This is a genomic window from Streptomyces sp. TM32 (genome assembly GCF_004122755.1).
GTDB classification, from domain to species: domain Bacteria; phylum Actinomycetota; class Actinomycetes; order Streptomycetales; family Streptomycetaceae; genus Streptomyces; species Streptomyces sioyaensis.
Map to the genome: position 1 here is coordinate 1 of NZ_SDIG01000030.1, position 23,955 is coordinate 23,955.

24 protein-coding genes and 1 pseudogene are annotated in these 23,955 nt (G+C 72.7%); 10 read left to right on the forward strand and 15 right to left on the reverse strand.

Going from position 1 to position 23,955, the window contains the following annotated elements:
• Positions 1 to 404: pseudogene (locus tag EST92_RS31590) on the reverse strand (hypothetical protein); the annotation flags it as partial.
• A gap of 160 nt (positions 405 to 564) precedes the next feature.
• Here EST92_RS31590 and EST92_RS10170 point away from each other — a divergent pair.
• The 3 genes from EST92_RS10170 to EST92_RS10180 all read left to right on the forward strand — a co-directional run bounded on the left by EST92_RS10170 (position 565) and on the right by EST92_RS10180 (position 2,578).
• Entirely contained in the window at positions 565 to 882 is a 318-nt protein-coding gene (locus EST92_RS10170; RefSeq protein ID WP_129280614.1) for a hypothetical protein, read from the forward strand.
• Positions 883 to 1,013: 131 nt separating this feature from the next.
• Positions 1,014 to 1,235 (forward strand): hypothetical protein, encoded by a 222-nt coding sequence (locus EST92_RS10175; RefSeq protein ID WP_129249095.1) that lies wholly within the window; start codon positions 1,014 to 1,016, stop codon positions 1,233 to 1,235.
• 104 nt (positions 1,236 to 1,339) lie between these two features.
• Positions 1,340 to 2,578, forward strand: a complete 1,239-nt coding sequence (locus EST92_RS10180) for a flotillin family protein (protein WP_129280615.1) — start codon at positions 1,340 to 1,342, stop codon at positions 2,576 to 2,578.
• 122 nt (positions 2,579 to 2,700) lie between these two features.
• Here EST92_RS10180 and EST92_RS10185 read toward each other — a convergent pair whose 3' ends face one another.
• From EST92_RS10185 to EST92_RS10210, 7 genes are all read right to left on the reverse strand, one after another.
• On the reverse strand, positions 2,701 to 3,987 hold the full coding sequence (locus tag EST92_RS10185) for a benzoate/H(+) symporter BenE family transporter (RefSeq protein ID WP_129280616.1): 1,287 nt from the start codon (positions 3,985 to 3,987) through the stop codon (positions 2,701 to 2,703).
• Positions 3,984 to 5,186 carry a PLP-dependent aspartate aminotransferase family protein gene (locus EST92_RS10190; protein WP_129280617.1) on the reverse strand — a complete coding sequence of 401 codons (1,203 nt, stop codon included), beginning with the start codon at positions 5,184 to 5,186 and terminating at the stop codon, positions 3,984 to 3,986. Before EST92_RS10190 ends, EST92_RS10185 begins: the two co-directional genes overlap by 4 nt.
• Positions 5,183 to 7,033, reverse strand: a complete 1,851-nt coding sequence (locus EST92_RS10195; protein ID WP_254068744.1) for an FAD/NAD(P)-binding protein — start codon at positions 7,031 to 7,033, stop codon at positions 5,183 to 5,185. The genes EST92_RS10190 and EST92_RS10195 overlap by 4 nt, the downstream gene beginning before the upstream one ends.
• Entirely contained in the window at positions 7,030 to 8,031 is a 1,002-nt protein-coding gene (gene sbnB, locus EST92_RS31760; protein ID WP_216849087.1) for a 2,3-diaminopropionate biosynthesis protein SbnB, read from the reverse strand. Before sbnB ends, EST92_RS10195 begins: the two co-directional genes overlap by 4 nt.
• Positions 8,032 to 8,067: 36 nt before the next feature.
• Complete coding sequence (sbnA, locus tag EST92_RS31765) at positions 8,068 to 9,006, reverse strand: 2,3-diaminopropionate biosynthesis protein SbnA (RefSeq protein ID WP_203525339.1); 939 nt, start codon at positions 9,004 to 9,006, stop codon at positions 8,068 to 8,070.
• A gap of 435 nt (positions 9,007 to 9,441) precedes the next feature.
• Positions 9,442 to 9,891 carry a hypothetical protein gene (locus tag EST92_RS10205; RefSeq protein WP_129280619.1) on the reverse strand — a complete coding sequence of 150 codons (450 nt, stop codon included), beginning with the start codon at positions 9,889 to 9,891 and terminating at the stop codon, positions 9,442 to 9,444.
• A gap of 146 nt (positions 9,892 to 10,037) precedes the next feature.
• Positions 10,038 to 10,697 (reverse strand): TetR/AcrR family transcriptional regulator, encoded by a 660-nt coding sequence (locus tag EST92_RS10210; protein ID WP_129280620.1) that lies wholly within the window; start codon positions 10,695 to 10,697, stop codon positions 10,038 to 10,040.
• A 113-nt stretch (positions 10,698 to 10,810) separates the two neighbouring features.
• On the opposite strand from EST92_RS10210, the gene EST92_RS10215 reads away from it, so the two are divergent.
• From EST92_RS10215 to EST92_RS10225, 3 genes are all read left to right on the forward strand, one after another.
• Complete coding sequence (locus tag EST92_RS10215; protein ID WP_129280621.1) at positions 10,811 to 12,001, forward strand: cytochrome P450; 1,191 nt, start codon at positions 10,811 to 10,813, stop codon at positions 11,999 to 12,001.
• A 4-nt stretch (positions 12,002 to 12,005) separates the two neighbouring features.
• A complete protein-coding gene (locus EST92_RS10220; RefSeq protein WP_129280622.1) occupies positions 12,006 to 12,221 on the forward strand; it encodes a ferredoxin in 216 nt (71 codons plus the stop codon).
• Positions 12,222 to 12,390: 169 nt separating this feature from the next.
• Positions 12,391 to 13,203, forward strand: coding sequence for a PE-PGRS family protein (locus tag EST92_RS10225; protein WP_129280623.1), 813 nt, complete (start codon positions 12,391 to 12,393; stop codon positions 13,201 to 13,203).
• Between the two features lie 218 nt (positions 13,204 to 13,421).
• Here the strand turns inward: EST92_RS10225 and EST92_RS10230 are convergent, their stop codons facing one another.
• Positions 13,422 to 13,715, reverse strand: coding sequence for a zf-HC2 domain-containing protein (locus tag EST92_RS10230; RefSeq protein WP_129280624.1), 294 nt, complete (start codon positions 13,713 to 13,715; stop codon positions 13,422 to 13,424).
• A gap of 49 nt (positions 13,716 to 13,764) precedes the next feature.
• On the opposite strand from EST92_RS10230, the gene EST92_RS10235 reads away from it, so the two are divergent.
• The gene (locus EST92_RS10235) at positions 13,765 to 14,358 is read left to right on the forward strand and encodes a sigma-70 family RNA polymerase sigma factor (protein WP_129280625.1); all 594 of its coding nucleotides are present in this window, start codon (positions 13,765 to 13,767) and stop codon (positions 14,356 to 14,358) included.
• Between the two features lie 67 nt (positions 14,359 to 14,425).
• On the opposite strand, the gene EST92_RS10240 is transcribed toward EST92_RS10235, so the two are convergent.
• From EST92_RS10240 to EST92_RS10250, 3 genes are read right to left on the reverse strand one after another with little or no spacing between them, the layout of a single operon-like run.
• Positions 14,426 to 14,896, reverse strand: coding sequence for a copper chaperone PCu(A)C (locus tag EST92_RS10240; protein ID WP_129280626.1), 471 nt, complete (start codon positions 14,894 to 14,896; stop codon positions 14,426 to 14,428).
• Positions 14,893 to 17,247 (reverse strand): cation-translocating P-type ATPase, encoded by a 2,355-nt coding sequence (locus tag EST92_RS10245; protein ID WP_129280627.1) that lies wholly within the window; start codon positions 17,245 to 17,247, stop codon positions 14,893 to 14,895. The genes EST92_RS10240 and EST92_RS10245 overlap by 4 nt, the downstream gene beginning before the upstream one ends.
• Positions 17,244 to 17,525, reverse strand: a complete 282-nt coding sequence (locus tag EST92_RS10250) for a hypothetical protein (protein WP_254068746.1) — start codon at positions 17,523 to 17,525, stop codon at positions 17,244 to 17,246. The genes EST92_RS10245 and EST92_RS10250 overlap by 4 nt, the downstream gene beginning before the upstream one ends.
• Before the next feature lie 258 nt (positions 17,526 to 17,783).
• On the opposite strand from EST92_RS10250, the gene EST92_RS10255 reads away from it, so the two are divergent.
• Together EST92_RS10255 and EST92_RS10260 are read left to right on the forward strand one after the other, a co-directional pair.
• Positions 17,784 to 19,055, forward strand: coding sequence for a cytochrome P450 (locus tag EST92_RS10255; RefSeq protein ID WP_129280628.1), 1,272 nt, complete (start codon positions 17,784 to 17,786; stop codon positions 19,053 to 19,055).
• Positions 19,049 to 19,996, forward strand: coding sequence for an isocyanide synthase family protein (locus tag EST92_RS10260; protein WP_254068748.1), 948 nt, complete (start codon positions 19,049 to 19,051; stop codon positions 19,994 to 19,996). Before EST92_RS10255 ends, EST92_RS10260 begins: the two co-directional genes overlap by 7 nt.
• 18 nt (positions 19,997 to 20,014) lie before the next feature.
• Here the strand turns inward: EST92_RS10260 and EST92_RS10265 are convergent, their stop codons facing one another.
• Genes EST92_RS10265 through EST92_RS10275 form a run of 3 tightly spaced genes read right to left on the reverse strand, consistent with a single transcriptional unit; the run spans position 20,015 to position 22,952 of the window.
• Positions 20,015 to 20,803: an ABC transporter ATP-binding protein gene (locus EST92_RS10265; protein ID WP_129280629.1), complete on the reverse strand. Its 789-nt coding sequence runs from the start codon at positions 20,801 to 20,803 to the stop codon at positions 20,015 to 20,017.
• A complete protein-coding gene (locus EST92_RS10270) occupies positions 20,800 to 21,870 on the reverse strand; it encodes an iron ABC transporter permease (protein WP_129280648.1) in 1,071 nt (356 codons plus the stop codon). The genes EST92_RS10265 and EST92_RS10270 overlap by 4 nt, the downstream gene beginning before the upstream one ends.
• A 17-nt stretch (positions 21,871 to 21,887) precedes the next feature.
• Positions 21,888 to 22,952 carry an ABC transporter substrate-binding protein gene (locus EST92_RS10275; RefSeq protein ID WP_174243974.1) on the reverse strand — a complete coding sequence of 355 codons (1,065 nt, stop codon included), beginning with the start codon at positions 22,950 to 22,952 and terminating at the stop codon, positions 21,888 to 21,890.
• A gap of 463 nt (positions 22,953 to 23,415) precedes the next feature.
• Between EST92_RS10275 and EST92_RS10280 the strand changes: the two genes are divergently transcribed.
• On the forward strand, positions 23,416 to 23,955 hold the full coding sequence (locus EST92_RS10280; RefSeq protein ID WP_174243975.1) for a hypothetical protein: 540 nt from the start codon (positions 23,416 to 23,418) through the stop codon (positions 23,953 to 23,955).

Below are 23,955 nucleotides of genomic sequence, written 5' to 3' on the forward strand. Positions count from 1 at the left end.
CTCGTCCACCACCAGGCCGGGGCCGGCGGGCCCGTGACCGGCGGACCCGCGGTCGGCGGGCTCACGCTGGGCCGGCTCGTGGTGGACGGGCCCGCAGGAGGTACGGCGGCCGGCTGCGCGGGGGCCTGCTCGCACGCGGGCTGGGACAGCAGGCTCTTGGCGACCGCGCGGGCGTCGTCCTTGCCCACCGTGCGCCGGGCCAGGCGCACTTCGCGCTCGTCCAGGCCGAGCAGGTCCGCCACCACCGCGTCGCTGCCCACCGTCACGGCGAAGGCGGCCAGGGTCCGGGAACGACGGGCCTCGGCCTCGTCGAGGAGTCCCTGCGTACGGCGGACCTCGTCATCGCTGCTGCAAAACGCCTGTGCGAGGACCGCGTGGCGCTCCCACAACTCCCTGGGTTCCATGACTGCGACAACGTCCCGTCGTCCGTATTGGACCGCTTCCCAGCTATAGATCACTGCATAAGGTGATTCGAGAGACAGACGTCCCTGCCTCCGCTGTGGAAACGGCGGCAGCGGCAAAAATACGTCGTGACCACATGCCGGAAGAATCGTTTCTACGGCCATGAGCGTCCCCTCTTCCGGCACCGTCGCAGGTCACGGACAGACGTCCCTCCCCCGCCCCGGCTCCGTCCCGCGATGGCTCACCGCGGAGATCGTCCGACAGACCCCCGTGTACGCAGGGCTGGCGAAGCTGTGGACGGAGCGTGCGCGCACCGTGCCCGGAGTCGCCGATCCGGAGTGGCAGCGGCTGGTCTCCTATCGCGCGCTGATGGAGGAGACCGAGATCGCCCTCACGGCCCTCCGGCCGCACCGCGCGCCCGATGTCCTGCCGCCGAGAAGGCCGGTGCCCGCGGCCCGTCCCGCCCGTCTGGAGGCCTGAAACCGTCGTCCACCGGCTGCCGGACCGGCGCCCTGAAGCGGCGCCGGGGCCGGAGTACCGTTGAGTTGTCGAGGAGTTCCCGCTGCCCGGCCACCACGCCGGCAGCGGCTTTGACCAGCGACGGAACCCGGGTGAGCGCGACGGATGAGACGGACTTCAGCCCGATCGGGGTGATCGGGCGGGTGACCGTGTCGATCCCCGCCGACGGACCGGGCGAGGTGCTGCTGCCGGTGCGCGGCGGGACCGAGGCCTTCGCCGCCTGGTCACCTGTGCCCATCGACCGGCATACCCAGGTCATCGTGGTGGACCACACCTCGGCGCGCTCGGTGATCGTCGCGCCGTTGCCCGCATGACCTGGCCGGACCGGTGATCATGGCCGGCCGTGAGCCGGCTTTCCCTCCGCGGCCGTGCCCGCCCACGCACGGGCAGCCGGCCGCATCGGACCGGGAGTCCCGCAATGTTGTTCTGGCATGTTCCGGCGCCGAACGAGGCGCTGTTGATCTCCGGCTCGAAGCGCCGGGCCGGGGACGCGCAATTCCGTATCGTCACGGGCCACGGCAGCTGGGTCCTGCCCGTCAAGCAGAAGGCGAGCCTGCTGTCGCTGTCGCTGCGGGAGGCGGAGATCTCCGAGGACTGCGTCACCCAGCAGGGCATCCGGATCGGGGTCCGGGCGGTCGCCGTCTTCAAGGTCGGGGACGACCCGACGTCGATCGCCAATGCGGCACGCCGGTTCCTGGACGAGCAGGCCACCATGGAGGAGCTGGTGGGCCGGATCTTCGCCGGTCATCTGCGCTCGATCGTGGGCGGGCTGACCGTCGAGCAGATCATCCGGGAGCGGGACCGCGTCGCCCAGGAGGTCAAGGACGGCAGCCACTCCGAGATGGAAAAGCTCGGCATCGTCGTCGACGCCCTGCAGATCCAGGAGATCGCCGACACCTCCGGATACATCACCAACCTCGCCGCCCCGCACGCCGCGGCGGTCGCCAGCGCGGCCCGGATCGCGCAGGCCAAGGCCGACCAGGAGGCCACCCAGCGGGAGCAGCAGGCGGCGGCGCTCAAGGCCGAGTACGAGCGGGACACCGCGATCAAACGGGCCGGGTTCCACGCCGAGACCGAGCAGTACAACGCCCGCGCCGCCCAGGCCGGCCCGCTGTCGCAGGCCAGGGCCTCGCAGGAGGTCATCGAGGAGCAGACCGCGCTGGCCCAGCGGCAGGCGTCGCTCGCCGCGCAGCGGCTGGAGGGCGAGGTGCGCCGCCCGGCGGACGCGGAGGCCTACCGGCTGCGCACCCTGGCGGAGGCACGGCGGGACCAGGTCCGGTACGAGGCGGACGCCCGCGCCTACACCGAACGGGCCGTGACCCAGGCGCGCGCCGACGCCAACACGGCGCTCGCGGCCTCGCTCCGGGACGGCAACCAGGAGCTGATCGCCGCCAACCGCACCGTCGAGAACCTCCCCGCGCTCGCCCAGGCGGCCGCCGAGGGCATCTCCGGCTCCCGGCTGACCGTGCTCAACGGCACCGACGGCATGAACGAGATCGTCTCCGGCATCGTCGGCCAGGGGATGGCCATCCTCGACAGCCTCAAGAAGGCGACCGGCACGTCCGGCACGGTCTCCCCGCTCGCCGACGGTGCGGGGTCGCGGCCGCAGAAGGTGACGAAACTGCCGCAGGACGGGACGGGGTCCGGCTCCTCCTGACCACACGGGCCGACTTCCTGGCCCCTTGGGTCCGGCGTGGCCCGCCGGGCACCCGGAGGTGTCCGGCGGGCCGCGATTGGCCGGTCACGGTGTGCCGTGCCGCCGGCGAACGGCCGCTCGGCTCAGGCCGCGGCGGCCGTGGGCGTACGGCGCCAGCGGGTCAGGACGAGGTGCGCGAGGACGCCGAAGAGCAGCCCCCAGAAGGCGGATCCGATGCCGAAGAGGCTGACGCCGGAGGCAGTGGCGAGGAAGGTGATCAGTGCCGCCTCGCGGTCCTTCTCCTCCTTCACCGCCCCGGTCAGGCCACCGGCCAGGGCCCCGAGCAGCGCCACCCCGGCGACCGCCGCCACGAGTTCCTTGGGGAGCCCGGCGAACAGCACCACCAGCGTGGAGCCGAACGCCCCGATGAGGAGGTAGAACGCTCCGCAGGAGACACCGGCCACATAGCGCCGCTTCGGATCGCGGTGGGACTCGGGACCGGTGCAGATGGCCGCGGTGATCGCCGCGAGGTTGATGGCGTGCGAGCCGAAGGGCGCCAGCGCCGTGGAGACCAGTCCCGTGGAGCCGATCAGCAGGCGGTCCTTGGGCCGGTAGCCGGACGCGGTGAGCACGGCCATGCCCGGTGCGTTCTGCGAGGCGAGCGTCGCCAGGATCATCGGCACGGCGATGCCGATGAGCGAGGCGACCGAGAAGTCCGGGGTCGTCAGGACCGGCCTGGCGAGCTCGATCCGGTCCAGATGGATGTCCAGCCGCGAGCCGGCCGCACTGGCCACGACACCCGCCGTCAGCGCGACGAGCACCGCGTAGCGGGGCAGCCACCGCTTCGCCAGGAGGTAGGTGAGCAGCACCGAACCGGCGAGGAGCGGTGCGGTCTTGAGCGAGGTGAACACCCCGGTGCCGAAGGAGAACAGGATGCCGGCGAGCATCGCGGAGACGACCGCGGTGGGCACCTGCCGCATCAGCCAGCCGAACACTCCGGTCAGACCGACCAGGGTGATCACCAGTCCGGTGACGAGGAAGGCCCCGACGGCCTCCGCGTACGAGTACGCGCCCAGACTCGTCACCAGCAGGGCCGCGCCCGGCGTCGACCAGGCGGTGATCACCGGCATCTTGGTGCGCAGGCTCAGCGCGATACAGGTCAGGCCGCTGCCGATGGAGATGGCCCACACCCAGGAGCTGGTCTGTGCGGTGGTCAGATGCCCCGCGGAGGCCGCCGCGAGCACGATGACCAGCGGGCCGGAGTAGGACACGACGACGGCGACGAAGCCGGCCAGTACGGCGGACAGCGAGACGTCGTGCAGGAAGCCACGCCGGTGTCCGCCGTCCGGGGGCGCGTCCGCCGCGCCTGGCGGACCCGAGGTGTCCGGCGGTGCGGCGTCGGGGTGGGGGGTGGGGGTCTGTGCGCTCAACGGTCTTCCTTCACGGCCTTTTCCAGGGCCTGTTCGAGGTCGGCGACGAGGTCTGCGGGGCTCTCCAGACCTATGGACAGGCGCAGCATGTCCTTCGGCGAGGTGCTGTCCGGCCCTTCGAAGGTATAGCGGTGTTCGACCAGACTCTCCACACCACCCAACGACGTGGCGCGGATGAAGAGTTCGCAGTGGTTGGCGGTGCGCAGGGACTGCTGCCACGGGCCGTCGACATGCAGGGAGAGCATGCCGCTGAATCCGCCGGTCATCTGCCGGGCGGCGATCTCGTGTCCGGGGTCGGTGGGGAGTCCCGGGTAGGCGACCCGCCGGATCAGGGGGTGGGCGGCGAAGTGCTCGGCCACGGCCATCGCCGTGGCCGAGATCTGGCGCATCCGGGGGAACAGCGTCCGGAGACCCCGCACCAGGAGGTAGGTCTCCAGCGGGCCGAGGATCGGGCCGGTCAGCCGGCGGTGCAGCTGCAGCCGCTCCCAGACGGCGTCCCGGGCCTCGGTGGGTTGCGGCGCCTTGACGAGCAGTCCGGCGACGACATCGGTGTGGCCGTTGAGGTACTTGGTGCCCGAATGCATGATCAGGTCGGCGCCGAGGTCGAACGGCCGGGCGTGCACCGGAGTGGGGACGGTGTTGTCGACGCCGAACAGCGCGCCGGCCCGGTGGGCGATCTCGGCGCAGCCGGCGAGGTCGGTCACCAGCCAGGTGGGGTTGGCCGGGGACTCCGCCCAGACCAGTGCGGTCGGGGCCGCGTCCACGGCGGCCGCCACCGCGTCCAGGTCGTTCATGGGCACCTGGACGACGTCCAGGCCACGCTGCGGACCGAATTCCCGCAGCCACTTCGTGAGTCCGAAGTACATGGTCTGCGGGACCACGACCCGCGCGCCGGCCGGCAGTACCTGGAAGACCGCGGTGGCGGCGGCCATTCCGGACGAGAAGAGCAGCGCGTCCGAGCCGCCCTCCAGGCCCGCCACGACCTGCTCGGCCTGCTCGTACCCCGGGGTGCCCTGGTCGCGCAGGTACGCGAGCCCGGCGGGTGCCCGGTACTCGCTGTCCCGGGCGTAGGTGGCGCCCAGGCTGATCGCGGGCGGCACGGCGCCGGTGGTCGGAGAGCGCCAGCCGTCGCCCTGTGCGGCGCGGGTCTCGGGCCGGTACTCCTGGGTCCACGGTGTGTAGGTGTCGCTGGTGTTCATCGCTTCCTCGTGATCAGAGACGGCAGGGCGGTACGCAGGGCGAGTTCGGCGTCCAGCAGTGCGCGGGAGGGCACGCCGGGCGAGGGGACGTAGTGGTTGTAGTAGCTGGATCCTTCGGTGTGCGGTCCGAGGAAGAACAGCCGCGGCTGCGGTGTGCCCGTGCGGTCGACGCCCTGGCCCTGCCGGGTGACGTCCAGCCCCTGCACGGCCGTTCCGCGGTGCGCGAGGGTACGGACGCGACCCGCGGCGACGAGCGTGCCCAGCAGGGATCCGGCCACCCGGTCCGCGCCGGGCTCGCGCACGTGCGCCTGCACGACGTGGTCGACCTCCATCCGCAACGGCCGGGCCAGACAGGTGGATTCCAGCCGCCAGGGGCCCTGACCGGCCGGTGCGACGATCTTGGGCCGCGGGCCGGGGCCGAGCCGGACGATCCCGGCGTCGATCAGCGAGAGCAGTTCCGCCGACCGGTCCAGCTGCGGACCGATCACCAGCCGGTTCACCGTGGAGGCGAACTCCCCGAAGAACGTGGCCAGCGACGCGTCGTCGACACCGGGCGGATCGATGACCGCGCGCAGCACATCGCGGTGGTCCCGGAGCACCTCCAGGGCTTCCTTCAGGGGGGCGACGCCGAGGCCTTCGCGGGCCTCGGCCAGGTCGGCGGCGACCTCCGCGGTGAACCAGTCGCGGTAGACGTCGTACCCCGTCCACTGCCGGTCGGTGAGGTCCGCGGACAGGATGCCGGCCACCGGGCAGCGGCCGAACCGCGCCCGCAGTTCCCCGAGCAGCGCCTCGTGGCCGCCGCGTGCGCAGCGCCGGGCCAACTCCAGTCCGGCGCTGGTGGCGTCGCCGTACTCGCGGGCCAGCAGGGTGCGGTAGTAGGCGAGTGCCATCTCGGCCTCGATCAGCGGCAGGACGTCGCGGGTGAAGTCGAGGCGGCCGTCCGGTGTGCCGGACCGGATCTCGTCGAGGCGCTCGGTGGTCAGGGCCAGCGGCGCGAAGCGCACCCGCCCCTGCCGGAGCCGGGGGCGGCTGCGCGAGGGCATCCCGGAGCGGTTGGTGAGGACGATCGACGGCTCGCGTCCGCTGGGCAGATAGCGCATCCCCGCCGCGTCCGTGAGGTGCTTGCCGCCGCGGCCGAGGGTCAGGGTGGCGAGGACGTCCATGGCGGTCAGCCCCATGCCGAGGACGGCCACCCGCTCGCCCGGTCCGATGCCGTCGAGCGCCGTGGGCAACGGATAGGGGCGGGTGACCAGTCGGGGATCGGGAGCCGGCGCCGCGGGCAGATACAGCGAATGGTGGCCGACGGTGACGAAGACGGCATCGGCCTCGATGCGGCTGCCGTCGGCGAGGACGACCGTCTCGGTCCCGGATCCGCCGGGGAGGACGTCAACGGCGGTCGTACGGTGCCGGATCAGGGTGAGGCTCTCGGGGGCCGCGCCGGTGATCTCCTCCGCGGCCCAGGCAAGATACTCGCTCAGCAGCCGGCGCGGCAGGAAGTCGTTCGGCTGGATCTCCCGCCCTTCGCCCGCGCGCACGGTGTAGCCGTCGTCGGCCAGCCGCAGATCCCGGCGCCGGCACCACTCGTGGAGCGACGGGCCCACGACCGGGACGGGGCCGTCCACCATCCGCGCGTCGGCGAAGGCGGAGAGCTGTCCGCAGACGGTGTTGAGCAGCAGGTGGTCGGGCTGGTCGGACAGGTGGAATCCGGCGCCGAAGGGCTGTGGGTCGATGAGGTGGACGGTGAGCGGAGTCGGCCGCTCCAGGCAGTGCGCGACCAGCCGCTCGAAGACGCCCAGGCCGCGCGATCCGGCACCGACGAGGGCGACGGAGAGGGGTATGTGGCTCACCACCGGCGCGTCTCCCCGAAGAAGTTGGGCACCTCGATCGTGTTGCCGTCCTTGCGCGCCTCGCCCAGGACGAAGGCTCCCACGGCCAGGTCCAGCACGCCCAGGCCGAACGGCGAGAAGATCACCGGGCGTTCCGCCGAGAGCTTCACCTCGCCGTTCAGCACTCCGGCGAGGGTTCCGGTCACGAACTCGCGGGACCCGGAGCGCTGCTCGGCCAGATGCGGTGACGTGTTGGCCTTGAGGCAGTGTTCGACGTCGTCGAGGATGTTGTCCGCCGCCAGGACGACGTCGGGCGCGAGGTCGCGCAGCGAGATGTTGAGAATGAGCTGACCGGGCCTGAACGGCGCGGTGACGTACGGTTCGAGCGCGGTGGTGGCGAAGACGACGGTGTCGGCCGCGAGCGCGGCGTCGAGGTCGGCGGTGAAGGACGCCGGACGGGCCTGGGTGGTGCGGATGTGGCCGGCGAGAGCCTGACCGGAGGACTCGTCGAGATCGTGGACGAGGTAGGCGTCCGGTGCGCAGCCGGCGACGTTCAGGTAGTCGCAGATGTTGCGCGCGATGACTCCGCCGCCCACCACGGCGATCCGGGTCCCCTCGAAGCCGTCCGGGCGCAGCGCGGTCGCCGTGACGGCCGCGGAGGCGGCGGTACGTGCCGAGCTGATGCTCGCGGCTTCGAGACAGGCGATCGGATACCCGGTCTCGTAGTCGTTGAGCACGAGGACGGCCGAGGCGCGCGGGGCTCCGATCCGGGTGTTGCCCGGGAAGCTCGCGATCCATTTGATGCCGGCGAGCTGGACGTCGGCGCCCAAGTAGGCCGGCAGCGCAATGATCCGGGAATCCGGCTTGTCCGGGAAGCGGAGGAAGTAGCTGTCCGGGTTGACGGAATCCCCCGCCTCATGTGCCTGATAGGCACTGCTGACAATGCCGAGCACGTCCCCGCGTTTCCCGTGCAGGACATTGCGCACCGTTTCACCGGCGACTATCTCAAAATTGAACACAATAATTCCCCCCTCTCGGGCCGGTGCCCGAGAAAACTAGTGGCCGACTATCTCGGGCCAGCGTTCGGCCACCCACGCGTCGTCGTAGATGGTCTCCAGATAGCGGTCACCGAGGTCCGGAGAAATCGCCACCACCACGCTCCCTTCCGGTATTTTCTTGGCGGCGTCCTGTACGGCGCACAGCACCGTGCCGGTCGAGCCGCCCAGGAGCAGCCCCCGTTCCCGGGCAAGGGTTCGGCACATCTCGACGGAATCCGCCTCGGAAATGAGCACGATGTCGTCGAGGTTCCTCGTATCGAGGATTTCCGGACGTCGGCTCGTCCCCAGTCCGGGAATGTGGCGGCGGGCCGCCGGGCCGCCGAAGGTCACCGAGCCGACGGCGTCCACCGCGATGATCCGGGTGGCGGGGCTGTGCCGGCGGAGGTACTCCGCGCAGCCCATCAGCGTCCCCGTGGTGCCGGCCCCGATGAAGGCGTAGTCGATGTGGCCGAGCCCCTCGACGAGCGCGCGGCCCGTACGGTCGCGGTGTGCCTGCGGCCCGGCCGGGTTGGCGTACTGGTTCAGCCAGTACAGGTCGGGCTCGCGGCGCAGGCGCTCGGAGATGTAGTCGATCCTTGATTGCAGAAAGCCGCCGTGGGCGTCCCTGGCCTCGATCACCACGACCTCGGCACCGAGAACGGCCATCAGGCGCCGTGAGCGGACGGTGGCATTGGGGTCCGTGACACAGGTCAGCGGATAGCCCTTCGCCGCGCACACCATCGCCAGGGCGACGCCGAGGTTTCCCGACGTCGACTCGATCAGGCGGGTCCGCGGAAAACGGAGCCCGGCGTTCTCGGCCGCCGCGACCAACGCGACAGCCGTCTTGAGCTTTACCGAACCCGCTGGATTGAGACCTTCCATTTTCAGGAAAACGGAACTTCCCGGAACCAGTTGGTCCAGCTGAATGAAGAGATCATCCAGCACGAGATCATACACTTCTTCCGCTATCACCAGAGTCCAAACCGTTGAAAGTGGGCAGCGCAAGGCAGCTGTCTCGCAGAAGCGAGATCCCACGGGCTTGTTGGCCGCGCACACGGGTCAGGCGTGCGCTACACAGAAGGGACTCTTCCCCCGTCCCCCATTGACCGCAAATCCCCCATTCGCGATGTGACGGGTTAATCCTGCCATCAAGCAAGGCCAATGACAATGTTTGCCAGAATCGAAAAACAGGAGGCGATCATTCCGTCGCGGTACGGGCCGGAGGGCGCGCCCCCGGAGCGATCGGCGCCCGGCAACCACCGGTGGCCGACAGGGCGTTGGACCTCTTGACGGAGCCCGTCCGGGCGCTCCCGCGCCACGGCGCGGGCGGCACAGCATGCAGCGGGCCCGGGAGGGGTGTCCCGGGCCCGCGGCATGACTGACCGACAGGGGTCAGAGGATGCCGAGCAGTCCGAGGCCGAGCAGGCCGTCCCGGTCGCGCCGGCCGTCGCGGCGGTAGCCGTCGCGTCCGTCCCTGTCCCGCCCGTCTCTGTCCCGCCCGTAGCTGTCGCGGTCGTAGCTGTCGCGGTCGTAACCGCCGTCGCGGCCGTAGCCGTAGCCGTCGCGACGGCTGTCGTCACGGCCGAAGCCGTCGTACCCGTCGTAGCCGTCGTGGCCGCCGTGCCCGAAGCGGCCGTGGTGGCCGTGGCGGCGGTCGTGGCGGCACTTGCAGTAACGGTGCCCGAAGTGGTGGTGGCCCCGGTCGCAGCGAAGGCACATCGTGCTCTGCGAGCTGCTGCTGGGGGGCGCGGTTGCGGCGGTGGCGGCACCGGCCGTCGGCACCACCAGGGCAGCCGCGGTCAGGCCGGCCAATGCAAGGCCGCGAGGAATCGAACGGAGCATGTTTCCACCTTCACTCGACTGGTGCAGAAAAAGAATATTCTCTGCAAACATGACAATAAAGGTGCATTTGTTCCCCGACTTGCGACCCGCCGGAGAGTCACTGGAACGCAGCACGAGGCACGGCGGCACACCGCACCCCCGCCCGCTCACTCCGGATTCCCGGCCCTTTCCCCGCCGCCGCCTTCCCCGCCGTCACCGGCTCCCCCCTTGCTCCGGCCATCCTTCGGCATGCTCTCCAGCAGCCCTCCCAGAGCGCCCACGACGAGCGAGCACACGGTGTCCGGGTCGGCGCTCGCCAGCGGTTCCTTGGCGACCACCACTCGCATCAAGCCAATTCCCAGCAGCCACGACAGCGCCAGATCGCCGCGCAGCCCCCCGGTATCGGATTCCGAGAGGGTGGCGAGGACCTCCGCGTACTCCTCCCCCAGTCCGCGCAGCGCATCGGCGATCTCGTCGCTGCCGCCTATCGAGCGCAGACACACCTCCAGCGAACGGTCGCCGCCGTCCCCGCCGCCGGCCAGCATGCCGCGCAGTGCGACCTCGAACAGCCGCTCGGCGGGAGTGGTGCGCAGCTGTTCCTGTCCGCCACGCGCCATGACCTCGCCGAACAGGGCCTTCTTCGAGCCGAAGTACCGGAACAGCAGGGCCTGATTGGCTCCGGCCCGGGCCGCGATGTCACGCACCGTCGCGCGCTCGTAGCCGCGCTCGGCGAACAGCTCCGAGGCGGCGTCCAGCAGCCGCAGTCGCGTGCCCTGCGCGTCCCGGCGGTGTGCGCTCGCCGCGCCGTCCTGCGGGGGCTTGGCCATCGCCACGCTTCCTTTCCGTCGGGCCGTCAGCAGGACGGCCACAATGCGTCGTTGACCACTCCGAGGGAGCGTCCTACGGTTTGTAAGCAGGTGCTTACACAAGGGAGGTCGCCATGACCACGATCGATACAGCACCCCTCTCCTACCCGTTCAATCTTGCCGAGAGCCTTGCGCTCGCCGAGGAGTACGAGCAGGCCCGCAACCGCCCGGGACTGCTGAAGGTACAGATGGCCTACGGAGAGCCGGCCTGGCTGGTGACCCGGTACGCCGAGGCCCGGTTCGTCCTCGGGGACCAGCGCTTCAGCCGCGCCGCGGGAGCCCTGCACGACGAGCCCCGGCAGTCCGAAGGGCGCCGCGACAGCGGCATCCTGGGCATGGACCCACCCGATCACACCCGGCTGCGGACCCTGGTGGCGAAGGCCTTCACCGTCCGACAGGTCGAGAAACTCCGCCCCCAGGTACGGCAGTTGACGCGGGAGCTGCTCGACGAGCTGGAAGCCGCCGGGCCGCCCGTCGATCTGGTGGACCGCTACGCGCTGCCCATTCCCGTCGCCGTGATCTGCCGGATGCTCGGCGTGCCGGCCGAGGACCGGCCGCGTTTCCGGGTGTGGAGCGATGCCGCCTTGTCGACAAGTTCCCTGACGGCGGCGGAGTTCGACGCGAATCTCGAGGAACTCCGCGCCTATATGGGCCAGTTGATCGAGGAGCACCGGCAGGCACCGCGGGACGATCTGATGACGGCGCTGATCGATGCCCGGGACGTCGGCGACCGGCTCTCCGAGCTCGAACTCGTCGACCTGTGCGTCGGGATCCTGGTCGCCGGGCACGAGACCACCGCCACCCAGATCCCCAACTTCGTCCTGGCGCTGCTGGATCACCCGGGCCAGCTCGCCCTGCTGCGCGAGCAGCCGCAGCTGATCGGCAGTGCCGTGGAGGAGCTGCTGCGCTTCGTCCCGCTGGGCAGCGGCGCGGGCCAGCCCCGCTACGCGACCGAGGACGTCGAGGTCGGCGGGACGCTGGTGCGGGCCGGCACCCCGGTCCTGATCGCGATGGGCGCGGCCAACCGGGACGCGCTGCGCTTCGACTCGCCCGGCACGCTGGACATCTCCCGGGCCGCGAACCAGCATCTCGGCTTCGGTCACGGCGTCCATCACTGTCTGGGGGCGCCGCTGGCCCGCCTGGAACTCCAGGAGGCGCTCGGCGCGCTGCTCACCCGGTTCCCGGGGCTGCGTCTGGCCGGCGATGTGGAGTGGAAGAGCCAGATGCTGGTGCGCGGGCCCCGGGTGATGCCGGTGGGGTGGTGAGCCGATGACCTGGAACGTGGAGATCGAGCCCCGGCAGTGCATCGCCTCGGGATCCTGCGCCGCCATCGCACCGGATCTCTTCGCGCTCGACGGCAGCCATGCCCGTCCGCTGCACGACCGGATCGACGAGGACGAACGCGCGCTGGACGCCGCCGATTGCTGCCCGGTGCTCGCCCTCACGGTGCGGGACGGTACGGAGGTCATCGGCCCCCGGCCTTAGGAGACCGAACGGAGCCGACGGGGCGTGGCCGGGGGCCGCGCCCCGTTCCGTGTGCCGCCGACGACCGCCGGGCCGGACCACGAGGGAGAGCGCCTCGCGGCGACGGCGGACGCCGCAGGTCGGGGGCCCTCGTCGGGTTCCGGGAGCGGGGTGCGACGATGGGCCTGTCATGGATGCGGGGCAGGTTCTCAGGGGGCTACGCGCCGCGGTGTTCGCGGTGGTGTGCGTGCTGCTCGCCGCGCTGGGACACGTGGTGATGTCGGATACCGCGGTTCCCGCGTGGATGCTGCTCGCGGCCGGAGCGGTGACCGCGGCCGGTGCCTGGTGCTGCGCGGGCCGGGAACGCGGCCCGCTGCTGGTGGGGTTGCTGACCGTCGGCACCCAAGCGGCGCTGCACACCGCGTTCTCGTTCGGCCAGGCGCTCGCCGGGCCCGCGGGCGGCGCACCGCGCTCGCTCGCGCGGCGGTGGGCGGACACCTGGCTGTGCGGTGCCGGCGGGACGCCGCTCCCGGACGACGACTCCGCGCAGCTCATTCAGCTGATGCACCGGCAGATGGCGGCCGCCTCCGCTCGGGAACACACCGGTTCCGTGCCCGGCATGGACCACATGAGCCGGCTGGCCGGACCGGACGGGATGGCCGGGATGCACGACAGTGCGTCCGGGATGGCCGGGATGCACGACACCGCCTCCGGCATGGCAGGCATGCACGGCAGCGCGTCCGGCATGCTCGCGGCCCATCTGCTGGTCGCGCTGCTCAGCGCCGGGTGGCTGTGGGGCGGCGAGCGGGCGGCGTTCCGGCTCCTGCGGTGCGTGTCGGCCTGGCTGTTCGCGCCCTTGGTGCTGGTCCTGCGGATCGTCCTGCCCCCGGCACCGCCCGCCGCGCGGGCCGCCCGGCAGGAGCCGCGGCGGGCGGTGCACCAGCTGCTGCTGGCCCACGCGAGGTCGTTGCGGGGTCCGCCGTATGAGCCGGCTGTCGGCTGACAGCACGGTCGAATTCCCGAGCCGGCACACGGGCGCAGAGGACTCGCGCCCCTGACCGGCTCCGACTTCACCGGTCCCCGCCGTGCGCGGCGACCGGGTCATGCGAAGGACTCCAGATGATGAATCCTGTCCGGATGCCGGTGGCGCTGCCGCCCGCGTCCGCTTCGGGCGCCCCGGCCGGCGCGGGCACACGCCCGTACGCCGCCGCCCCGGCCGGCTCAACCGGCCCGTTTCCCACCACTGTCCGCACCGCCGGGAGGCACCGGCCCCGGCCGTACGGAAGCCGGCCGCAGCCGGGCGAGCAGGGCATCGGCGACCGCCGGGGCGTCGTCCTCGGCTCGCTCCGCGGCGCGGCGCAGACCGGTCGTCAGCGCACGGCTCCGCTCTTCCCAGCGCCGGCAGTCCCGGCAGTCGGCGAGGTGCTCGTCGAGCCGGCGGGCGGTGAGACCGGGGGGCAGTTCCTCGCCGTCCAGGCGGGCGGAGAGTGCCGTACGGATGCGCGTGCAGAGCATGCGCCCATCCTCCCCGAAGCGGGTCCGCGCAGCGAGGGGCGGTGCCGGAATGCGCGATGACGAGAGCGTGACGGGCTGGGCGCTGGCCGCCCGCGGCGGTGACGAGCGGGCCGTCGAGCAGTTCGTCCGGGCCACCCAGCTCGATGTGCGGCGCTATGTGACCCATCTCAGCGGCGATCCGCAGGCGACCGACGACCTGGTGCAGGACACCTACGTCCGGGCGCTGCGCAGTCTGCCCCGGTTCGAGGGCCGGTCCTCGGCCCGTACCTGGCTGTTGACCATCGCCCGGCGGGTGGTGGCGGACCGCATCCGGTCCCATGCGGTCCGGCCCCGGCTGGCCGCCACGGACGACTGGCAGACGGCCGCGGAGCGGGTACAGCCGCGTGGGGTGCCCGGCTTCGACGAGGGCGTCGCGCTGGCCGAACTGCTGGCGGCGCTGGCGCCGGAGCGGCGGGAGGCGTTCGTCCTCACGCAGCTGCTGGGCCTGCCGTACGCGGCGACGGCCGGGGTGATCGGCTGCCCGGTGGGGACCGTGCGGTCCCGGGTGGCACGTGCCCGCGAGACGCTCGTCGGGCTGCTGGCGGAGGCCGAGCGGCCCGAGTCGGCGGGCCGGCCGCGGGATCTCGCGGCCGCGGTGGCCTGACGGGCCGGTCCCGGCGGGGCGAACGGGGCTCATGGGCGGACCCGGCCATGAGCCCCGTCGCCGTGCTTCACCGGCCGGGCGCCACGGCCACGGCCCGTACGGTGCGCGGTGGGCTGTGGCGGAAGTGCAGGGTGAAGGTGAGCCGGTCGCCGGGCGCGAGCCGGGGCGGTGGGCTCACCATGATGTCCAGGGTGGTCGCGGTCATCGTCAGGGCGTCGCCGGCCGGGACGGTGGCGTCCTCGGCCATCGCCATGCTGCGGGCGTTGTCGCCGATGTCGACGGTGCGGCTGAGCATCGCGCGGTGGCCGGCGGGCCCGGTGACCCCCGTCAGGACGTCGTCGGAGCCGCCGGTGTTGCGGATGGTGAAGAACGCAGCGGTGGCATCGGAGCCCGCGGGGATCAGTACCCGGCCCTCGGCCACGCTCAGCCGCGCGGGGGTGCCCGCGTTGCCGGCGGCGGTCCAGAGGGTGAGCAGGGCGAGGGTCGCCAGGCAGGTGAGCAGCGGAACGGCGAGGGCCTGGACGGGTGGCCGCGTCATGTGGTCTCCCCACGGGTCTGGGCCCGCCGCGAGCCGTGAGGGCGGCGGGCGGTGGTGGCTGCGCGCGGGCGCCAGGCGCGCAGCCGGAGGCTGTTGCCCACGACGAGCAGGGAGCTGGCGGACATCGCGGCGGCCGCGAGCATCGGGTTGAGCAGGCCGACGGCGGCCAGCGGCACGGTGATGAGGTTGTAGCCGAAGGCCCAGCCGAGGTTGGTGCGGATGGTGCCCAGGGTGCGCCGGGCCAGCCGTACCGCGTCGGCGATGGCCTGGAGGTCCTCGCGGACCAGGGTGACGTCGGCCGCGCCGATCGCGGCGTCGGTGCCGCTGCCCATGGCGATACCGAGGTCGGCGAGCGCCAGCGCCGCCGCGTCGTTGACCCCGTCCCCGACCACGGCGACGCGGCGGCCCTGCTCCTGCAGGGTGCGGACCAGGTCGGCCTTGTCCTCGGGGCGGGCCTCGGCGTGCACCTCGGTGACGGCGAGATGGCCGGCCACCGCCCGGGCGGTGGCGGCGCGGTCACCGGTCGCCAGGACCGGCCGCAGCCCCAGGCGGCGCAGATGGTCGACGGCACGATAGCTGTCGGGGCGCAGCGTGTCGCCGACGGCGAGTACCGCCTCCGGGGTGCCGTCGACGGTGACCAGGACGGCGGTGCGGCCGTCGGCCTCCGCGGAACGCACCGCCTCCGGGAGCGGGGCCGGGAGCCCGTCGAGGTCGCCGGGGCGGGTGACGGCCACCCGGTGCCCGTCCGCCGTGCCCTCGACACCGTGGCCGGGCGTCGCGGTGAAGTCCTGTACGGGCAGCAGGAGTTGCTGTGGGTCCGGGTGCCGCTCGCGGGCGTGGGCCGTGATCGCGCGGGCCAGCGGATGCTCGGAGCCCTGCTCGACGAGGGCGGCCAGCCGCAGCACCTCGGGGGCGTCGAGCCCGCCGGAGCGAGCGGTGAGGGCGGTGACGCCCATCTGCCCCGTGGTGAGGGTGCCGGTCTTGTCGAGCACGATGGTGTCGACATGGCGCAGCCGCTCCAGCGCCTCCGGGCCGCGGACCAGGATCCCCAACTGGGCGCCCCGGCCGGTGGCGGCCAGCAGCGCGGTCGGGGTGGCCAGCCCCAGCGCGCAGGGACAGGCGACGACCAGGACGGCCACCGCGGCGGTCACCGCGGCCTGCGGGTCGGCTCCGGCGCCGAGCCAGAAGCCCAGGACGGTGACCGAGACGGTCAGTACGGCGGGGACGAAGACCGCCGCCACCGCGTCGGCCAGCCGCTGGATCCTGGTCTTGCCGGTCTGCGCGTCCTCGACGAGCCGGGTGATCCGGGCGAGTTGGGTGTCGGCGCCCACCGCGGCGGCCCGTACCTCCAGCAGACCGCCGGAGTTGACCGCGCCGCCGACGGCCGCCGCGCCCGGTCCGACCTCGACCGGCCGGCTCTCGCCGGTGATCAGGGACAGATCGAGGGCGGAACTGCCCTCGACGACGGTGCCGTCGGTGGCGACCCGTTCGCCGGGCCGGACCAGGAAGCGGTCCCCGACCCGCAGCCGGCTCACCGGGATGCGCTGCTCGCCGTCGGGCGTCGGTACGGCGACGTCCTTGGCGGCGAGTTCGGCCAGGGCCCGCAGCGCGGCGCCGGTCCCGCGCCGGGCCCGGGCCTCCATGCGGCGCCCGGCCAGTACGAACAGCGGGACGCCGACGGCGGCTTCGAGGTAGAGGTGCGCGACGCCGTCGCCGGCCGTGGGCAGCAGGCTGAACGGCATGGTCATCCCGGGCGCACCGGCCCCGCCGAGGAACAGCGCATAGGCGGACCAGCCGAAGGAGGCGGCGACGCCGAGGGAGACCAGGGTGTCCATGGTCGCGGCGCCGTGCCGCAGCCCGCGCAGCGCACGCGCGTGGAAGGGGGCGGCGCCCCACAGGGCGACCGGTGCGGCCAGTACGAAGCACAGCCACTGCCAGTTGCGGAACTGCCAGCCGGGCACCATCGACAGCACCAGCACGGGCAGCGAGAGCAGCGCGGTCACCAGGAGCCGGTGGCGCTCGGCGCGGGCGGCGGCGTCCCCGTCGTCCGGGCCGGCGGCCGGTGCCGGGTGCGCGTCCGCTTCCGGCTCCGGTTCGGGCTCGGGGAGGCCGGCGGTGAAGCCGGCGGCCTCGACGGTGGCGATGAGGTCGGTGACGGGCACCGCCGCGGGGTGGCTGACCGTGGCCCGGCCGGTGGCGAGGTTGACCGAGGCGGCGACCCCGTCCAGCCGGCCGAGCTTCTTCTCGACCCGGCCCACACAGGCGGCGCAGGTCATGCCGCCGACCGTGAGGGTGGTGGTGCGCTCGTCGGTCCGCTGCGGCGTGGGGACGGGGCGGGGCTGTGGCGTCATCGCGACGCTCCCACCGGCACCGGGCGGGGGGCCGCGGCGCCCATGCCGTGCATCCCTCCCATGTCCCCGCCACCGTCGGGCGCATCGCCTCCCGGACGGCTGCCGCTGCCCGGATGCAGCCCCGGGGCCACCGGGCCGACGGCGGCACCGGCGGCGTACGCGAGGGTGCCGAGCACCACCAGCAGCGCGAGGAATCCGAGGACCGATCGTGCGGGCAGCAGCCGGGGGACGGCCTGGCGACGAGGGGGCCGACCGGGGTCGGCGGAAGAGCTGGACATCGCGTCATGGTGGCAGCTGCGGAGGGTGCGAGGGGGGCGATCGGGGGCCCGTCGGCACGTGAGGTTTGTCCCGTTCCGTCGCCGGAACCGTGCGGCCCCCGGAGCCGACTAACTGGGTTTGCACCGCCCGCTTCGCCGCCCCGCTCCCCCGGCCGGCCGAAATTCTCCCCGCCCGGCGGGAACTCGGCGCGCGCCGTGCCCGACCTCTCCAACACCGTGCCGTCCGGGCGCGGTTGCCGGTCACCCGAGGAGGATTCCGTGTCCAGACCGTCCGATCCCGATCCCGTGGAGCTCTACGGGCCGGAGTACAAGCGCGACCCCTACCCCCTGTACGCGGAGTTGCGCGAGCGCGGACCCGTGCACCGGGTGCGTTTCCCCAGCGGGGTGTGCGCCTGGCTGGTCACCGGCTACGAGGCCGCCCACCGGGCGCTGACCGACGCCCGGCTGGGCAAGCACCACTCGCGGGGCAATGCGGCCTGGCGGGCCCGCGCCTCGATCATGCCCGAGCCGCAGCACTCCCAGCTCCAGGTGCATCTGCTGCACCAGGACCCGCCCCGGCACACCGAGTTGCGCCGGCTGCTCGGTGACGCCTTCGCCCCGCAGCGCGTCGAGGGGCTCCGTCCGCGCTTCCAGGCGATGGCCGACGCCCTGCTCGACGACCTCCCGGAGAGCGGCGAGGCCGATCTGGTCGCGGCCTTCGCGGCCCGCTTCCCCTTCCGGGTCCTCGCCGAGGTCATCGGTCTGCCCGAGGAGTTCGAAGCCCGCTTCGACCGGGACTGGGGCAAGGTGGTCCAGCCCGTGGGGCCCACCGACCCGGGCCGCCCGGCGTACGAGGCGCGGCTGCGCGGGCTGCAGCAGTACATCGCCGATCTGGTCCGCCACCAGCGCGCGGTGGGCGGCGAGGATCTGCTCTCCCGGCTGGTGGCCGCCCGCGACGCCGGAGCGCTCGGCCAGGAGGAGCTGGATTCCATGATCTTCCAGCTGCTGGTGGCGGGGCAGGAGCCGGTCACCAACCAGATCACCACGGCCCTGGTCACCCTGCTGCGGCATCCGGCGCACCTCGCGGCGCTGGCCGACCGTCCGGAGCTGCTGCCCCGCGCAGTCGAGGAACTCCTGCGGTACGACAGCGCCTTCGAGCTGACGACCTGGCGGTTCCTCGCCGAGGACGCCGACCTGCACGGGACCCGGATCCCGGCGGGCGACTCCATCATCGTGTCGCTGTGCGCGGCGAACCGCGACGCCCGGCAGTTCCCCGACGCGGACACCCTCGACTTCGACCGCTCCCCCAACCCGCACCTCGCCTTCGGCCACGGCATCCACTTCTGTCCCGGTGCCGCGCTCGCCCGTATCGAACTCCAGATCGCCCTGGGCACCCTGCTGCGACGGCTTCCGGGCCTGCGGCCGGCCGTCCCGGAGAGCGAGCTGAACTGGATCCCGGCCGTCCTGGCACGCGGGGTCGACCGGCTGCCGGTGACCTACGGCGCCGCGGGCCGCTGTCCCGTCACGAGTGGGCCTGATGCCGCGTGCTGACCGTACCGGCGCCTCCCGGCGCGCGCGCCGATGTCCAGGCCGTGTGTGCGGCGGTGCTCGGCATCCTGCTGCCGCACCGGCGCACCCTGGACGCCGGCCACGACGACACCCCCGACGCCTTCCCCGCCCAACTGCGGCAGCTGGCCGGTCCGGTGGCGGCGGGCGAGCCGATCGTCTTCACCCTGCCGGGCTTCCCGTGCAAGTCCCCTAATCCGGCCAAGGTGCTCGGCCACCTGCCCGACGAGGGCGAACGGCTGGCGCTGCGCTTCCTGGACGGGCTGTGCGCCCGGATCGCCGCCGTGCATCCGCCCGGGGCGCGGATGGTGCTCTGCTCGGACGGCCATGTCTTCAGCGATCTCATCCAGGTGCCCGACCGTGACATCGATGCCTATGCCGACGCCCTGCGCACCTTGATCCACGACGAGGGCCTGACCCAGCTGGACGTCTTCGACCTGCGGGACGTGTACGGGCAGGAGCTGTCGCACGACGCCAAGCGGACCCTGGTCCATGAGCGTTACGCCCCGGCCCTGGAGACCCTGCGGTCCCTGACGCGCACCGACGAGCCGACCCGGCGGCTGTACCAGGGCATCACCAAGTTCCTCTTCGAGGACTCCGTCTCGTTCGCGGGGACCCGGTCGGCCCGGCAACGCAACTGCCGGCGCCGGGCCTACGGGGTGATGCAGCGCAGCCGCGCCTGGGGCGAGCTGATCGCGGCACACCACCCGGGGGCGTTCCGGCTGTCCATCCATCCGCAGCCGCGGGGGTCGGCCAAGTTCGGCATCCGGCTGCTGGACGCGCCCGATGTGTGGATGACGCCCTGGCACTCGTGCGTGCTCGAACACCCCGATGGACGCCGGGAGTTGCTGCACCGCGCGGACGCCGAGCGGCTCGGCCGCCCGGTACTGCGTCGGGGGCAGCCGAGCCACTTCGCGGCCGGGTGAGGCGGCGGGGCGGGCCCGTCAGCCGTCGCCGGCGGGCAGCGGCTCGCGATGGTCGAAGGCGATCAGCGGATCACCGGTGAGCGGGTGGGCGGTGACCGCGGCGCGCACCCCGAACACCTCGGCCAGCAGCTGCGGCGTGAGCACCGTACGCGGGGCGCCGGACGCCACCACCCGCCCGGCGTGCAGCACATGCAGCCGGTCGCACAGGGAGGCCGCGGCGTTCAGGTCGTGCAGGGAGATCAGCGTCGTGCGGCGCTGGGCCCGCAGCAGCGCGAGCAGCTCCACCTGATGCCGGACGTCGAGGTGGTTGGTGGGCTCGTCCAGCACCAGCACCTCCGGGTCCTGGGCGAACGCACGGGCCAGCAGCACCCGTTGCCGCTCGCCCCCGGACAGCGCGGAGAACCGGCGGGCGCCCTGCCCGGCCATGCCGACGGCCGCCAGGGCGCCGGCCACGCACTCCCGGTCGGCGCGGTCCTCGCCCGCGAAGGCCCGCTTGTAGGGCGTACGGCCCATCGCCACCACTTCGTGCACGGTCAGCTCGAAGTCGCTGCCGCGCTCCTGCGGCAGCGCGGCGACCTGCCGTGCGGTCTGTCCCGGGGTGAGGGTGCGCAGGTCGGTCCCGGCCAGCAGCACCCGGCCGGCGGTGGGCCGCAGATGCCGGTAGACGGTCCGCAGCACGGTGGACTTGCCGCTGCCGTTGGGCCCGACGAGCCCGGCGATCTCGCCGGCCGCCGCCATCAAACGCACTCCGGCGACGACGTCGCGGCCCGCATAGCCGACGTGCAGATCCTCGATCTCGACGGTCACCGGCCCGCCTCCATCCGCCGGTCCAGCAGGAACAGCAGGACGGGCGCCCCGATCATCGCGGTGACGACGCCCACCGGCAGCTCCTGGGAGTCCATCGCCGTACGGCACACCACGTCCACCACCACCAGCAGCAACGCGCCGGTCAGCGCGGACAGCGGCAGCAGCCGACGGTGGTCGCCGCCGAGGACCAGCCGGCACAGATGCGGCACCATCAGGCCCACGAAGCCGATGGCGCCGGAGACCGCGACCAGGACGCCGGTCAGCAGTCCGGTCACCACGAACAGCTCCCTGCGCAGCCGGGTGACGTCCACGCCCACGCCGGCCGCGGTCTCGTCGCCCATGAGCAGCGCGTTCATGGCTCGGGCCCGCGCCTGGAGGGCCAGCAGCCCGGCGCCGACCGCGGCCGCCGGCAGCCACAGGACGCTCCAGGTGGCCCCGCCCAGGCTGCCCATCAGCCAGAACAGCACGCTCCGGGTCTGCTGTTCATCGCCGGCCTGCAACACCAGATAGCTGGTGAAGCCGGAGAGGAACTGCCCGATGCCCACTCCGGCCAGCACCAGCCGCAGCGGCGAGAAGCCGCCGCCCCGCCGGGCGAAGCACCACACCAGCGCGAACGAGGCCAGCGCACCGGCGAACGCGGCCGCCGAGAGCCCCAGCCCCAGGAGGTCGCCGGCCGAGGCGCCCAGCACGATGGCGGCGACCGCGCCGAGCGAGGCGCCGTTGGAGATACCCAGCAGATAGGGGTCGGCCAGCGGATTGCGCACCATCGCCTGGGTCGCCGTCCCCACCAGCCCGAGCCCCGCACCGACCAGTGCCGCCAACAGCGCACGCGGCACCCGCAGTTGCCACACGATCAGGTCGTCGGTGCCCGGCCGGGGCGGCGCTCCGCCGAGCCGCTGGAGCACCACCGACCAGACGTGTCCGGGCGCGATGTCGGTGGAGCCCAGGCAGACCGCCGCGGTCAGCGCCGCCACCAGCGCGATCCCGAGCCCGGCGGCGAGCAGCCCGGCGCGCGGGGTGCGGCGCGCGGACCGCCCGTCGTCCGCCGCCCGGGCGCCCGGTTCCACAACCGTCTCCGTCTGCGTCACTTCCGAGCCGCCTTGAACCGGTCGGCATGGACGGTGTGTGCGATCTCCTCGACGGTGTCCGCATTGCCGACCCCGGCGATCGTCGTACGCTCCGAGCCGATCCGCAGGAACTTCCCGTTCCGCACCGCCGCGAGGTCCTTGGTGGCGGGGAAGTTCTTCAGGAACGTCGCGGCCTCGTCGAAGGCCTTGGCGTTGGCCGCCGCGCTGCCCCGGTTGCGCACCCCGAGCTGGATCCAGTCCGGGTTCTTGGCGACCACGTCCTCCCAGGAGACCGGCTTGAAGTCGCCGTCGCAGCCGTCGAAGACGTTGCGCGCGCCGGCCTGGCGGATCACGGCATTGGCGACCTGCGTGCGGCAGACGGCGACCGGCTGCTTGGTGCCCGCGTCGTAGTCGAAGAAGAAGTACGTCGGCCGCTTGTCGGGGGCGACGTCACCGACCGCCGTGCGCACCGCGCCGACCTTCGCCCGCATCCCCGCCACCAGGGCGTCGGCCCGCTTGCCGGTACCGGTCACCGCGCCCAGCCGTCTGATGTCGTTCTCCACAACGGACAGGTCGTCCTGCGCCTTGCCGGCCGTCGGCGCGCAGGCGGTGGAGGTCAGATGGAGGTGCTTGATGCCGGCCGCCGTGTACTCCTCCTCGGTCGGCGCGTCGCCGGCCCCCTGCATGCCGTTCATCGAGGCGAAGGTGTCGACGTACAGATCTGCGCCCGAGCCGAGCAGCTTCTCCTTGGGAATCACCGACTTTCCCAGCACCGGCACCTTCTGGGCCGCGCCGTCCAGCGCGCCCGGCAGCGTCCCCTTGCCGGGCGGGAACCCGGTCCCGATGACCCGGTCGCCCGCGCCCAGCCGCAACAGCATCTCCAGGGCGGCGGCATTGCTGGTGACGATCTTGCGGGGTGCGGACGAGAAGGTGAGCGAGCCCTTGCAGTCGGCGACCTTCACGGGAAAACCGGCCCCGGAGGCGGCCTTGTCCGTGCCCGCTTCCCCGCCGCCGCTGCCGCCGCACGCCGTGGCGCCCAGCGCGACGACCACCGCGATCCCGCACAACTTCCCAGCACGCATGGCGCTTCTCCCCTACGCTCACCGGCCGTGCCCCGGCCGTCTCACCCGCCGCAGCCGCGGTCGGCGGGCCGCGGTCACGGCCCGGCACAGATAGTCGGCCCGGGAGCGGAGGCGGTTCCGGGGCAGGGGCGCCCTTTTCCGCCCGGGAGAAGCAGACGGCGAGCTTGCCGTACCGGAGGGCCACTGCGCGGTGTCACGCGTCCCCACGCAACCGCGGCGGCTCCGTTCCTGTCCTGAGGCGGTGTCTCCACGCTGCGCAGAAAAGCCCAACTACGCCTCATGTTCACGCCGTTGACAGACATGTCTATCCATTAGAGGCTTTCGACGTCCTGACGGGGGACTGCGGAGCACCGGAATGTTGCGATGGACGGTCCACGCCGTCTCGGGCGGAAACTCGTCGGCCACGTCACATGCAGGTTCGACGTGCCGACCGAGCACCGGTATCAGCGGAAGGAGACGAAACATGAAGTTACGTCGATGGGACGCCACATCTCGCCTCGTGCAGCGAGTGGGGATCTTGGGAGCCGCGGCAGCCCTCGCTGTCGTCGGCACCGTGTCCACGGCGGGAGCGGCGACTCCCGGCCCGGGCTCGGCCCGGGTCCTCGGCAAGACCGAGCTCACCTTCTACCCCTCGGCCCATGGCAAAGCCACCGCCAGCTCACGGGTCATCCACTGCGAGATGGTGTTCATCGGGGCCAACCACGGCGCGCCGCACCACTCCGGCCACGTGCCGGGTACGGTCAACGTCCGGGTCCGCGTGACCTGCACCAAGCCGGTGAGGATGATCCGCGCAAAGATCGGCCTCTTCAGCAACCACGGGTCGAAGATCAATGCCTACGGGAGCGTCGGGCGGGCCGCCGCCAGGGGCAACGCGGCGCTCGTCTGCCGGACCGGCTACTACCAGGGCGAGTCGGCCGCCCAAATCACCGCGCCCCCCGGCTACCACCCGCACACGGCGAACATGGCCGCCAAGACCTCCAAGGTGCACCTCACCAGGTGCTGA

Coding starts and splice junctions, on each gene's coding strand:
- EST92_RS10230 (WP_129280624.1), bottom strand. CDS start 13,715: ATGCTCTGCACGCGCATCCGTACGGCACTCTCCGCCCGCCTGGACGGC.
- EST92_RS10275 (WP_174243974.1), bottom strand. CDS start 22,952: ATGCGTGCTGGGAAGTTGTGCGGGATCGCGGTGGTCGTCGCGCTGGGC.
- EST92_RS10235 (WP_129280625.1), top strand. CDS start 13,765: ATGCGCGATGACGAGAGCGTGACGGGCTGGGCGCTGGCCGCCCGCGGC.
- EST92_RS10225 (WP_129280623.1), top strand. CDS start 12,391: ATGGATGCGGGGCAGGTTCTCAGGGGGCTACGCGCCGCGGTGTTCGCG.
- EST92_RS10280 (WP_174243975.1), top strand. CDS start 23,416: ATGAAGTTACGTCGATGGGACGCCACATCTCGCCTCGTGCAGCGAGTG.
- EST92_RS10170 (WP_129280614.1), top strand. CDS start 565: ATGAGCGTCCCCTCTTCCGGCACCGTCGCAGGTCACGGACAGACGTCC.
- EST92_RS10245 (WP_129280627.1), bottom strand. CDS start 17,247: ATGACGCCACAGCCCCGCCCCGTCCCCACGCCGCAGCGGACCGACGAG.
- EST92_RS10210 (WP_129280620.1), bottom strand. CDS start 10,697: ATGGCCAAGCCCCCGCAGGACGGCGCGGCGAGCGCACACCGCCGGGAC.
- EST92_RS10240 (WP_129280626.1), bottom strand. CDS start 14,896: ATGACGCGGCCACCCGTCCAGGCCCTCGCCGTTCCGCTGCTCACCTGC.
- EST92_RS10190 (WP_129280617.1), bottom strand. CDS start 5,186: ATGAACACCAGCGACACCTACACACCGTGGACCCAGGAGTACCGGCCC.
- EST92_RS10220 (WP_129280622.1), top strand. CDS start 12,006: ATGACCTGGAACGTGGAGATCGAGCCCCGGCAGTGCATCGCCTCGGGA.
- EST92_RS10250 (WP_254068746.1), bottom strand. CDS start 17,525: ATGTCCAGCTCTTCCGCCGACCCCGGTCGGCCCCCTCGTCGCCAGGCC.
- EST92_RS10205 (WP_129280619.1), bottom strand. CDS start 9,891: ATGCTCCGTTCGATTCCTCGCGGCCTTGCATTGGCCGGCCTGACCGCG.
- EST92_RS10215 (WP_129280621.1), top strand. CDS start 10,811: ATGACCACGATCGATACAGCACCCCTCTCCTACCCGTTCAATCTTGCC.
- EST92_RS10180 (WP_129280615.1), top strand. CDS start 1,340: ATGTTGTTCTGGCATGTTCCGGCGCCGAACGAGGCGCTGTTGATCTCC.